A 12,843-nucleotide genomic window follows, 5' to 3' on the forward strand; every position below is an offset into this window, starting at 1 on the left:
CGCCACTCGACCATCGGCTATCTAAGCCCTATGACATTCGAGGAGCGAGCAATGAAAGCTTAAGTTGCCGTCCACAAAACCGGCAGCAGGCCAAATGACAGCAATGCGGAATGCGACCGCAGCATCTCGAACACGCAGTGGATGTCGGCTTTGGGCCGTCCTCGTTCGAGTTAGGAGGGCTTGTAAATCATGGCATCGCGAAGAGTCCGGGGCCTTTGAGACCCCGGGCCAGCCTCAGTCAGGCAGTGTACCAAGCTGAAATTCGTATTTGCAGTTGACGAAATACACTTGGTTCAGACCGCCAATGCCGCTGCCGCTCTCCTGATACGGACGCAACCGGATTGCGGTGTAAAAGGTCGCCTCAGCATCGGAGTTTGGAAAAGTGCGGGTCACTGACGTTGATGCAATTGGTTCCCGGCACAACGGCTTAACGCCTAAGTGGTTGATAATTGTTCCCACTGGCAGTTGGTGCGCACGTTTAATGTATTTTCCCGAGGGCGCGGTGTATGAATTGTCACCCCACGCGGTGCATCCGCCTGTATGCGTCTTGCGGCATTCAGCCCGACTTGTGACTTCCTCCGCCATTGCTGGTGCGCTGAATGATGACGTCAGGCCAATCAATAGAATTGCGATCGTCTTTGTTGAGTTATTGGACATTGCGTTCCTCACTTTTTCTGAATCTGTCGCCAGCAATGAAGTAATGCTTCACAATCAAAGTTCGCATGACCAAAATTGGTTATGTGAGTCACTTTGTGAGTTTGAGCACCATGCGCCAACCGGGTTCCACAGACGCGAAAATCGCAAGCCTGCAAATGGCATTCATTGATTGTGCTCTTAACCCAAGTCGAGTCGACGAGATGGTTCATGCTATGGCATCGTGGCTGGAAAGCGAGCCCGACATCAGATGTGTCGAACTAGTAGATGAACACTCCGCCAAGGTTTGGGAATTGTTTGAGCGCACCTGTAAAGAAACCACACGAGACTTTACATCCACTCACTTGCTGCAGATTTCTGATTCCGTTGGCGCTCTGACCGCTCTGGAAGCTTTGGAGTTGTGGGAGAGCGTTGATGAAGAAGACAGGGCACGTGTCAAACGTGCTCTAACTGAGAGCAACACCGCCAAAACTGAATGGTACGTGCGGGTGCACGGCGGGGTAGCTGACACCCCCTTGGTCGTCCGAATTGAACTCACCGACCATGCTATCGAAGTATCGAAGGCCAAAACAACCAATGTGTATCACATCACTTCTCTGATATTTCGAGACAACTTCGGCGTGACCAACAGCGAAGCGCGTGTTTTAGAACAGCTACTTTTGGGTCTGCGACCAACTGACATTGCGTCGGCACAAGATCGCTCGGTAGACACGATTCGGAATCACATAAAGTCTCTCATGTCTAAAGTCGGGGTCTTCGGAAACGCTGAATTGCTCGCGCAAGCCAACAGCGTTGCTTTTCTAAGCCAAGACAAGAATCGGGATTCCGCACCTGACGCAGCTGAAGCTGCTGGGTTTTCACCGTACGTGCGCTCACTACCCATTGTATTGGAAGGATAATAAGTTGCGACATCCAGTTCAAACCAGCGACGGAACGAAGGCAAAACAACCTTCTCAGGAAAAATAATGCAGATTTTTGAGCCTAAAGTCTACTACTATGGCGTGTTCACACGCTTATAATTCCACCAAATTGGCCGCTGTCAGTATGATACAAGATGTGGAAGAGGGGGACGGGAACCGGACCTTCGCTGCAAGTGCGCACACCTGCAATCGCAATAAGCAAAGCTGACATTCCCTGCTAAATCAAGTGCTGTAGCACCGAAAGACGCGCCTTCTGTTGAGGCGTGGGGCAGTTCATGGCTGTGCATCACCGGCATGGGACGTTAGCTTGAGCCTCAAAGTACTTTTTGAGGTTTGCACTTGAAAATCATCGACAACATTTCTGTCCTCTTGGGAGATGAGCTGAAGGCAGGGGCCGAAGCCGGTGCGAAAATACGGGTGGCGGCCAGTTGCTTCTCAATCTTTGCATATGAAGCACTGCGGAATGAACTGGAAAGCGTCAAAGAGCTCGAGTTCATACTGACAGATCCGACGTTTATTCCGAACGAAGCTCTCGGGCGTTCAAGGAAAGAGAAACGAGAGTTCTTTATCCCGAAACAGCTCAGAGAAACTGCGCTGTACGGCACAGAATTTGAAATTCACCTTCGGAACAAATTGACCCAAAAAGCCATCGCAAAACAGTGCGCCGACTGGATCCGGAGGAAAGCGACCTTTAAATCCAACGCTACTGATGCCCCGATGCAGCAGTTCGTGACCATTGAAGCGCGCAATGGAAACAAGGTTTTCTCGCCTATCAGTGGGTTTTCAGCCGTCGATTTGGGCTACCAGCCTGGCAACGCTGTTTCGAACTTCACCCATGCTTTCGAAGATGATCTGTCTGCAAAAACTTATCTTTCGTTGTTTGATCAGGTCTGGGCCAACCCCGCAAACGTTCAAGATGTGACGGATCAAGTCCTTCAGCACATTGAGGCCGTCTACCAAGAGAATTCGCCGCAAAGGATTTACTTCCTGATCCTGTACAACATCTTCAGGGAATTCCTTGAGCAGGTCGACGAGGATGTGCTGCCCAATGACCAAACGGGATACTTGGATAGCCTCGTCTGGAACAAGCTGTTCAACTATCAACGAGACGCTGCCACTGGGGTAATTAACAAGCTGGAAACCTATAACGGCTGCATCCTTGCGGACAGCGTCGGCTTGGGAAAAACGTTCACCGCGCTTGCTGTCGTTAAATACTATGAACTACGGAACAAATCTGTCCTGGTTCTCTGCCCCAAGAAGCTTGCAGACAATTGGCGCAACTATAATACGAACCTTAAGACAAACCTCTTTGCAGGCGACCGCTTCAACTATGATGTCCTCTGCCACACCGACCTCTCCAGAACATCGGGCGAGTCTTTGGGCATCCCGCTCGATCGGGTCAATTGGGGCAATTATGATCTGGTCGTCATCGATGAGTCTCACAACTTCAGAAACAACGACGTCTACAAAGATCGGGAAACTCGGTACCAGAAGCTGATGAACAAGGTCATCAGATCCGGCGTGAAGACAAAAGTTTTGATGCTTTCCGCGACCCCCGTTAACAACAGGTTCACCGACCTACGCAACCAGCTCGCATTGGCATACGAGGGGCATTCGGACACCTTGAGCCGAAACCTGAAGGCCAAATCCAGTGTTGAAGAGATTTTCCGGAAGGCTCAAACCGCCTTCAATACTTGGTCAGAGCTACCTTCAGCGGAACGCACAGCACAATCCATTCTCAGAGCGCTGGATCTTGATTTCTTTGAGCTCTTGGACTCGGTGACGATTGCACGTTCTCGCAAGCATATCGAGCAATTCTACGATACGGCCGACATCGGGCAATTCCCCGAGCGTAAGAAGCCCATTTCCCATCACCTCCCGATCACGTTCCGCGAGGATGTCGTGGGGTTCGACGAGATATATCGAGACTTATCCCTGCTAAAAATGGCTGTCTATGCGCCGGTGAACTACATCCAACCGAGCCGCCTTAGAAAATATGAGGAGCTCTACGACACCAAAACAGAAGGCTCCAAAGGCACGCTGCGCCAGGCCGATCGCGAGCGCAGCCTGCAAGCGCTGATGACGACGAACCTTCTGAAGCGCCTTGAAAGTTCTGTAGAGGCGTTCCGCCTCACATTGGGTGCGCTTGACCGAAACATCGGCTCGATGCTGGCGGCCATTGATCGTTTCGAGGCGAGTGGCGGCAACGGCAGGATTGAAGACGTTTTCAATGACGTGGACAACTTGGACACCGATGATGATGACCTGTCGGGACTTGGCGAATTCACGATCGGCAAGAAGATCCAAATCGACCTCGCTGATATGGATATCCCGACGTGGAAAGCTGACTTGGGCGGCGACCGCGAGATCATTCAGGGTCTCTTGGCTGAGATGGACAAGGTTGGCGTTGAAGAGGATGCCAAGCTCCAGCACCTAATTGACGTCATCAAGCAAAAGATGGCCTCGCCCCTGAATCCAGGCAATCGCAAGGTTCTGATCTTCACGGCTTACGCAGATACTGCCGAATATCTTTATCGCCACGTCGCTCCCGTACTTAAAGGTGCGATGGGGTCCGAGACGGGCATTGTCACAGGATCAGGGAACCCCAAAACGACCCTGAAGCCTCACTATGATTTCCAGTCGGTGCTGACACTCTTCGCCCCCAAGGCGAAAGAGAAGGCGCTGATCATGCCAGAGGTGCTAGAAGAGCTAGACATCCTCATCGGCACCGACTGCATTTCAGAAGGGCAAAACCTTCAGGATTGCGACTACCTGATCAATTACGACATCCACTGGAACCCGGTTCGCATCGTACAGCGCTTTGGCCGGGTTGACCGGATCGGCTCGCCCAACACCGCCATTCAGCTGGTCAACTACTGGCCCGACATCTCGCTTGACGAGTACATCAACCTCAAGGAACGCGTTGAAAACCGGATGCACATCGTCGACCTCACCGGCACCGGCGAAGACAACGTGCTGACGGCGAAAAGCAGTGACGTTGCCTACCGCAAGGACCAGTTGCAGCGCTTGCAGGAAGAGGTGATTGAGCTCGAAGATGTCAAAACCGGCGTTTCCATCACAGACCTAGGCCTGAACGACTTCCGGATGGACCTGCTGAACTACACAAAGGAACATGGAGATCTGGCGGGCCAGCCCAAAGGCCTGCACGCCATCGTCCCGTCCAATCCTGCGAAAGGCCTGCAGCCCGGCGTGATCTTTGCCCTGCGCAACATCCACCAGGATGTGAACGTCAACCAGCAGAACCGGCTGCATCCATACTATCTGATCTACCTCGACACTGACGCGAACGTCATCGCCGACCACACCGAGGTGAAGCGTCTGCTCGACCTGATCCGCTCCAGCTGTAAGGGGCTGGACAAACCGATCAAGGCACTTTGCGATTCCTTCAATGCGGAAACCAAGGACGGGCGCGAGATGGGCAAGTATTCCGAACTGCTTAGCGACGCGATCAAATCCATGATCGAGGTGAAGGAAGAACGCGACCTCGACAGCCTCTTTTCTGGCGGGCACACCACCGCGTTGACCCACACCATCGCCGGGCTCGATGACTTTGAACTGCTCGCCTTCATCGTCGTGAGGGACGCTGCATGACCGCGCTCTACGACTACCCCAAATCGACACTCCTGAAACGTGTCGTGCCCAAGACGCGGATCTATGACCGAATCCAAGCCACCACCGCGCTCAAGGACAAATTCGTTGCGCAGGTCGACCAGATCACATGGCGCGTTAAGCTGGCCCCAGAAACGATCAACTTGCCTGCCACCAAATCTGTGCCGGAAATTCAGGTGTTCCGCGTCACGCTCAAAACCGACGCAGTGCACGACGATGTGCTCAAAGCCATCGACCGCGCCATCCCCTTTCCCATCCTGTTCGAACTGGAACAGAACGGCCAGATCCAGATCGCAGCCGCCCACAAACGGCCGTCAGAGGCGGACGCGGCCAAATGGGTGCTCTCGGACTATCTGCGCTCGGATTGGCTGCCGATCGATACGCCCCGCAGCCCATTGCCAGTAGCGCTGAACCTTGGCGTGCTTTATGAACAGATCCTGACGGCGCTCATGCCGATTGTGCCGCAAACGGCGGAATCCTTGAGCGCGCGGATGGACCGGACGCACGCCCTCAAAACCAAAGAGCGTGAGATCAGCCAGCTAAAATCCAAGTTGAAACGCGAGACGCAATTCAACATCAAAATGACACTGCACGGTCAGCTGCGTGAGGCGCAGGCAGACTTCGAGCATCTGAAAAAGCCGGAATAGGCCCAAGAAAAGAACGTGGGAAGACATGAGTGACGAGATCGAAAAGCTGAAAATGCACAGCCCTGACCTGACGCAGGACAACATCGCCAAAATCCGCGCGCTCTTCCCCGGCTGCGTGACCGAGGCAGCGGGGGAGGATGGTAAGCTGCGGCTGGCGGTGGATTTTGACCAACTGCGTCAAGAGCTGTCGGACAGCATCGTCGAAGGGCCACAGGAACGCTATCACCTGAACTGGCCGGGCAAGCGCGAGGCGCTGATTACCGCCAACGCCCCCATCGCCAAAACCCTGCGACCCGCGCGCGACGAAAGCTTGGACTTCGACACCACCCAGAACCTGTTCATCGAAGGCGACAACCTTGAGGCGCTGAAGCTGCTGCAAGAGACCTATCTGGGCAAGGTCAAGATGATCTACATCGACCCACCGTATAACACGGGAAATGATTTTGTCTATGATGATGATTTTTCAGAGAATTCAACGGAATTTCTGGAACGGTCGAACCAGAAGGATGATGAAGGCAATCGGCTTGTTGCGAACACTTCCGCGAATGGTCGGTTCCATTCTGTTTGGCTGAGTATGTTGCTTCCGCGCCTTCGGGTAGCAAAAAACCTTCTTTCGGATGGCGGGATTGTAATGATCAGTTGTGACGACATCGAAGTTCACAACGTGAGAAAACTATGCGACGAGGTCTTAGGCTCTTCTGGTTTTATGGCACAGTTTGTGTGGAAGGCGCGGCAATTCACAGATGCCCGCGCGAAGACAAATGTCTCGACCGATCATGAATATATAGTTGTGTATGCCAAGCAGGGCGATACTTCCTTGAGGGGCGTTAAACGAGACGAGAGTAAGTTCAAGAATCCAGATAATGACCCGCGTGGTCCGTGGATGAGCAGGAGCATTCTAGGTCTCGCAACAGAAGAACAAAGGCCAAACCTGCACTATGATTTGGTTGAGCCAGAAACAGGACGGGTTTTTCCTCCCAGCCCCTCATCTGGTTGGCGTTACGCCAAGGAAAGGATGAACCAGCTCATCTCTGAGGGTTGTATTTTGTTCCCACTTAAGGATGACGGGCGACCAAGGGAAAAGAAATTTCGGTCTCAGATGACCTCGGAACTCATTTCTTTTCGGTCTGTGATCGATGATGTCTTTACTGCTGATGGAACCCGAGATGTGCGAGAACTATTCGAGGACGACGTTTTTCCGTTTCCTAAACCCGTAAAGCTTCTCGAAAGACTGATTGAGCAAGTAGCTGACGAAGAAGGCGATCTCGTTCTGGATTTCTTTGCCGGTTCGGCGACAACCGCGCATGCGAATCTAAAGTTGAATTCTACCGATGGCGTGAACAGAAGATTTCTCCTGATTCAATTGCCAGAGGCTATTGGCGAAGGGTCTTCATTGAACAAGCTGGGCTTCAAAGAAATTTCCGAAATTTCCAAGGAACGCATCCGCCGCGCAGGGCAGAAAATCCTTGAAGGCGAATGTCACGCTAATTGGAACAAGGATGTCGGCTTCCGCGTGCTCAAGATCGACAGCTCCAACATGGCCGATGTGTTCTACAGGCCAGATCAGACCTCTCAGGCGGACCTGCTGTCCCGCGTGGACAATATCAAACCGGACCGCACGGCAGAGGACCTGCTGTTCCAGGTCCTGCTCGACTGGGGCGTTGACCTGACCCTGCCCATCCGCCGCGAGACCGTACAAAGCAAGACCGTCTTCTTCGTCGATGACACCGCACTGATGGCCTGTTTCGACGATGGCATCTCGGAAGATCTGGTCAAAGAATTGGCAGGCCACGCGCCGATGCGGATCGTGTTCAAGGACACAGGCTTTGTCGACGACCAGACCAAGATCAACGTGAAACAGATCTTCAAAGCCATGTCGCCCGACACCGAAGTGAAGGCGATTTGACCTCATGAAGATCAAGTTCAAGTCGCAACCCTATCAGACAGCGGCGGTCGAGGCCGTGGTCGATTGCTTCGAAGGCCAGCCCAACACAGCGGCGCAAGTCTATCGGATCGACCCCGGTGTCCGCGCGCAGATGCGGTCCGACGAAGACGGCTTTCGCAACGCCGATATCGCCCTGCCTGCGAGCCAAGTGCTGGAAAACATCCGCAAAGTACAACAGCGCCAGAACCTGCCTCTGTCCGAAAGCCTAACCAACTTTGTCGACGACAAGGGCAAGCCCAAAAAGGCCAGCTACAAGGCGGGCGCGGCCATCAACCTTGATATCGAGATGGAGACCGGCACGGGCAAGACCTATTGCTATATCAAGTCCATCTTCGAGATGAACAAACGTTACGGCTGGTCCAAGTTCATCATCATGGTGCCGTCGATTGCGATCCGCGAAGGCGTGGCCAAGTCGCTGGAGATGACGGCCGAGCATTTCGTCGAAGGCTATGGCAAAAAGGCACGGTTCTTCATCTACAACTCGAAGCGGCTGCACGAGCTGGAGAGCTTTTCCTCGGACGCGGGCATCAACGTGATGGTGATCAACGTGCAGGCGTTCAACGCGAGCGGCGTTGACAACCGACGGATTTATGAGGAGCTGGATGATTTCCAGTCCCGCCGCCCGATCGACGTCATTGCCAAGAACCGCCCCATCCTGATCCTCGATGAGCCGCAGAAGATGGAAGGCACGGCGACACAGAACGCCCTGCCCAAGTTCAACCCGCTGTTCATCCTGCGCTATTCCGCAACCCACAAGACGATCCACAACAAAGTGCATCGCCTGGATGCGGTAGATGCGTTCAGCCAGAAGCTGGTCAAGAAGATCGAAGTGCGCGGTATTCAGGCCAAGGGTCTGACCGGCACGAATGCGTATCTCTATCTGGAAGGCATCCAGATTTCCAAAAGCGACCCCGTGGCGCGGGTGGAGATGGAGGTCAAAATAGCTTCCGGTCAAATCAAACGCCTGCCGCGCAAGATCGGGAAGGGCCGCAACCTGTTTGAGCTGTCCAAGGGGCTGGATCAGTACCGAGATTTCGTCGTCTCTGACATCGACGCGCGCGTGGATGAGGTGCATTTCACAAACGGAGCGGTTCTGAAGGCCGGTGAGGCCAGCGGCGATATCACCGAGCGCGATATCCGCCGCATTCAGATCCGCGAGACAATCGCGGCCCATCTGGAACGCGAAAAACAGTTGTTCGCCAAAGGCATTAAGGTGCTGTCCTTGTTCTTCATCGATGAGGTGGCAAAATATCGGGACTACGATGCTGAGGACGAAAAAGGAGAATATGCCCGTGTTTTCGAAGAGGAATACGAAGCGCTGAAAGCCGAGTATCTTGGCGAGCTGCCCTTGGAGGATGAGGCCTACCGAAAGCATCTGGACAGCATCGACGTCGGAGCAACCCACAACGGTTATTTCTCGATCGACAAAAAGGGCAAGCTCGTTGATCCAAAGGTCAAAGCGCGTGGTGAGTTCGCCGGTTTGACAGATGACGTTTCGGCCTACGATCTGATCCTAAAGGATAAGGAACGCCTGCTTTCCTTCGAAGAGCCGACGCGATTCATCTTCTCCCACTCCGCGTTGCGCGAGGGCTGGGACAACCCGAACGTCTTTGTGATGTGCATGCTCAAGCACAGCGACAACACCATATCGCGTCGCCAGGAGGTTGGCCGGGGACTCCGCGTTTCGGTCAACAAGAACGGCGACCGCATGGATCACGCATCAACCGTGCATGACATCAACGTCCTGACCGTGGTGGCCAGCGAAAGCTACAAAGACTTTGTTGGCGGCCTTCAGAAAGAAATCGCGGAAAATCTGTCGGAGCGGCCACGCCAGGCGAACGCTGAATACTTTGAGGGCAAGTCGATCACCGTCAACGGTAGTGAAACCACAGTGTCCAAGGACATGGCCAAACGCATCGAGCGGTATCTCATCAAGAACGACTACATCGATGACAACGATGGCATCACAAAAGCGTATCATGAGGCGCGCGAGGCGGGCACGCTGGCTTCATTGCCCGATGAACTCCTCGACCAACAGGAACAGATCCTGCAGCTGATCGATACCGTCTTCAACGGAAGCCAGCTCGAGAACATGATGGGCGATGGCCGCAAGGGCAAACCGAACCTGCGAAACAAGAACTTCGAAAGGAAGGAGTTTCAGGAACTTTGGCAGCGCATCAACCGGAAGGCAGTCTATCAGGTCGAGTTTGACTCCAACGATTTGGTCCAACGCTGCGTCGATGCTTTGGACCGAGACCTCGTTGTCTCGCCTCTGCAATACGTCGTCACCGAAGGTCAACTTTCGAATGAGCTGACTGAGGCTCAGCTTCGAACCGGAGCTGCGTTCAAACAGTCTGGTATACGCAGCGAAAAAAGCAGCTCTGCCCACTCGCTTGTTTCATATGATGTCATCGGCAAACTTGCCGAAGGTGCGGACTTGACGCGTGGGACGATCGGGAAAATTCTGACCGGAATGAGCGCTGCGAAGTTCTCGACGTTCCAGGCCAACCCTGAACAATTCATCTCTGAGGCAGCACGCATAATCAAAGAGCAGAAGGCCACGACTGTCATCGAGCATCTGACCTATGATGCAACTGCCGACAGATACGACACCGATATTTTCCCCGCGACCCAGAGTGGCACCGACCTAACGCAGGCCGTCGGGAAGTTGCGAAACCACATCTATGACTATGCCGTGGTCGACTCTGGAGTCGAACGCAAGTTTGTCGAAGACCTGGATACAAGCGATGAAATCGTCGTCTATTCGAAGCTGCCGCAGGGGTTCTTGATCCCCACGCCTGTTGGCGACTACAACCCCGACTGGGCGATAGCCTTCAAAGAACACTCAGTGCAGCACATCTACTTTGTTGCGGAAACAAAGGGGTCCCAGCCGTCCCTCAAGTTCCGTGAGTTGGAGCGAGAAAAAATCAAGTGCGCCAGAAAGTTCTTCGAGGAAATTGCGAATAGCGTCCCCAATGACCGGGTAAAGTATGATGTAGTCTCAGAATTTTCTGAGCTCATGTCTGCTGTTCGGGGTAATTAGCCTTGCTTTGGAGGCTACCTTTGTTCAGTCTCAATTTGAACCAAAACCGATTGTCCCAGCTAGCCCATAAGCATTTCGGTGAAGTGATTCAGCGTGAGAGCAGAAATCTGCAAATGTTGTCGGTGGCCATGCAGGACTACGCTCGGTTGCGATTGTGGGGGAGAAATTTGGTTTGAGGAGAGGATCGTATAGCGGAGGCCACACTATCATCAGAGCAGATGGTTCCTTTGGCTCGTTTGATCCGGCCGAAACCAGATACGAACCAAAGCGGGCTCGGAAAAACAAAACCAAAAGACCCAAGAAAGCGGTCAAGCCATCCAAGCCACTGCCGCTAGCCGCGCAACGCAAGATGTTGCTGAATATCGCAGCCGACGCCCGTGTATCGAACAGGAAACAAGGCCTGAAGTTTCCAAAGAATATCGGAGATGAGATTCAACAAGATGTGGCCCGCGCTGGCACAATCGAGGCTTGGGCATCCAAACAAGCGGGTTTTAACGAGTTGGTCAAAACCAAGCTTCAGAAGAAGCAAGCGAAAGCAAAACGGAAGAGCAATACCGCAGGCCTCGTGCAGGTAGAAGTTGTCGCCAAGCGTCGACGTGCAGTTCAAAAACCGAAGCCCGATCTTGATCGCATTGCCTTTCTAAAAGACGAGATCGCGCAGGCACGAGAGTTCATCAGCCTTGCAGGAAAGGAAATCAAACACTTGGAAAGCGGTTCAAGCTAGTCCTATGAGAGCCGCTTAGGTCGAGACCGTGGCTACCGCTCGAAAAAGCGATAGCTGTTTTGGAACTGCCACGCTTTCGTACCGTCCCAGGTGCTCATTTGGAGCAATTCTCTTTCGAAAGCGACGTCCCGCGATCTGCGAGTTCGATCATCGCCAGGTTTTGCACGTGCGGCGAATGGCCAGTATGTGGGCTGCTAGGCAGCATCAGACCAGCCCTTTGGATGACCGCATTGGGCCGGTGGGTCACGGAACCCGTCTCCACTTTGCTGTTTTGCAAAGTCCGCTTTCTGCGCATAGCCGTCATTGGAGAGAAACGCAGCATCCTTCATGTTGGGCTCTATCTGGACCTCGGAGACAATGCAGCATCAGCTAGATGCTTATCAAGTTTGCTGACATAGACGGCCCAAACCGGACCTTCGACATCATCTCAGAATCCTGCATGTGCAAACCGCATTGCGGACATTCACTTTCTTGAAGCAGGTCAACGCCGAAAAAGCGATATTTTAGGGCTTTGTCGTCCTTAGGAGCACGATCAACGCTTACAACACTGCGAAACTCGGAAGGAACAAGCGATCACTAGGCTCAGCCCCATTATGAATTTCTCAATTGCGTTGTCTTCAGTGACGGAACGACGGTGAAGACAAACCAGGCCTGTCTGCACGGAAGGGAAAATAATGTCTACCTAATATCATCTATCTTCAAATTAGCGATTTCGGCGAGGCTCGGGTCGTTAGAATTAAGATATGTTTCCAAGTTCTCGAGATCTGTCATTGTCATTTCTATTGGGTCTCCGCCAGCAACAAAGTTACCTGCTTCATTCCATCTGCCACCAAATGTTACGACCGCTGCATACATAAGGCGCGCTCTTACTGGGTTCACTCCGTTTTCAAGCATGCCGTCGAGAAAAAGCCTGTGGACTACTTCAGACGAACTGGGCCTTTCAACGGTTAGGTGGTCATGTATCACTGCGGCATTGCGGTATTTGCCCGACCAAGGCCCCCCAATCGAGTTCCATACAACGCGTGGAATAGACGCGCCGTTCACAACGGTTCCTGCAGGCACGTTCCAAACTGTGCCATTGGCATCACGATAGCTGTAGTCGACCAACAACTCAAACTCCGTATGGCCGGGGTCGGACTCTCCGTGGTTCTCGTAATCAGCCGCCACATCCCGAAGTAACAGCTCGCCAATGAACTCCGCATTGACAGGTTGTGCCCCAGCACCAATACTTACGCCACATAGTATTTTGAGAAAATTACAGGTCATTTCTTGCTCCAATG

The 12,843-nt window shown here is 53.1% G+C and carries 8 protein-coding genes; 6 read left to right on the forward strand and 2 right to left on the reverse strand.

The window, feature by feature from the left end; translation table 11 throughout:
* Nucleotides 1-234 precede the first annotated feature (234 nt).
* Nucleotides 235-657 carry a hypothetical protein gene (locus ACFWW4_RS20450; protein ID WP_411892531.1) on the reverse strand — a complete coding sequence of 141 codons (423 nt, stop codon included), beginning with the start codon at nucleotides 655-657 and terminating at the stop codon, nucleotides 235-237.
* A 65-nt stretch (nucleotides 658-722) separates the two neighbouring features.
* Between ACFWW4_RS20450 and ACFWW4_RS20455 the strand changes: the two genes are divergently transcribed.
* The 6 genes from ACFWW4_RS20455 (at nucleotide 723) to ACFWW4_RS20480 (ending at nucleotide 11,563) form a co-directional block, all read left to right on the forward strand.
* Complete coding sequence (locus ACFWW4_RS20455; RefSeq protein ID WP_411892532.1) at nucleotides 723-1,553, forward strand: helix-turn-helix transcriptional regulator; 831 nt, start codon at nucleotides 723-725, stop codon at nucleotides 1,551-1,553.
* 360 nt (nucleotides 1,554-1,913) lie between these two features.
* Nucleotides 1,914-5,186, forward strand: a complete 3,273-nt coding sequence (locus ACFWW4_RS20460; RefSeq protein ID WP_411892533.1) for a helicase-related protein — start codon at nucleotides 1,914-1,916, stop codon at nucleotides 5,184-5,186.
* Entirely contained in the window at nucleotides 5,183-5,851 is a 669-nt protein-coding gene (locus ACFWW4_RS20465) for a DUF4391 domain-containing protein (protein WP_411892534.1), read from the forward strand. Before ACFWW4_RS20460 ends, ACFWW4_RS20465 begins: the two co-directional genes overlap by 4 nt.
* A 25-nt stretch (nucleotides 5,852-5,876) precedes the next feature.
* Nucleotides 5,877-7,757, forward strand: coding sequence for a site-specific DNA-methyltransferase (locus ACFWW4_RS20470; RefSeq protein ID WP_411892535.1), 1,881 nt, complete (start codon nucleotides 5,877-5,879; stop codon nucleotides 7,755-7,757).
* A 4-nt stretch (nucleotides 7,758-7,761) separates the two neighbouring features.
* Complete coding sequence (locus tag ACFWW4_RS20475; protein WP_411892536.1) at nucleotides 7,762-10,839, forward strand: type III restriction-modification system endonuclease; 3,078 nt, start codon at nucleotides 7,762-7,764, stop codon at nucleotides 10,837-10,839.
* A gap of 154 nt (nucleotides 10,840-10,993) precedes the next feature.
* On the forward strand, nucleotides 10,994-11,563 hold the full coding sequence (locus ACFWW4_RS20480) for a hypothetical protein (RefSeq protein WP_411892537.1): 570 nt from the start codon (nucleotides 10,994-10,996) through the stop codon (nucleotides 11,561-11,563).
* 678 nt (nucleotides 11,564-12,241) lie between these two features.
* Here ACFWW4_RS20480 and ACFWW4_RS20485 read toward each other — a convergent pair.
* Nucleotides 12,242-12,829, reverse strand: a complete 588-nt coding sequence (locus tag ACFWW4_RS20485) for a DUF1353 domain-containing protein (protein WP_411892538.1) — start codon at nucleotides 12,827-12,829, stop codon at nucleotides 12,242-12,244.
* Nucleotides 12,830-12,843 lie beyond the last annotated feature (14 nt).

It is taken from the genome of Yoonia sp. SDW83-1, from assembly GCF_046762885.1.
Lineage (GTDB): Bacteria > Pseudomonadota > Alphaproteobacteria > Rhodobacterales > Rhodobacteraceae > Yoonia.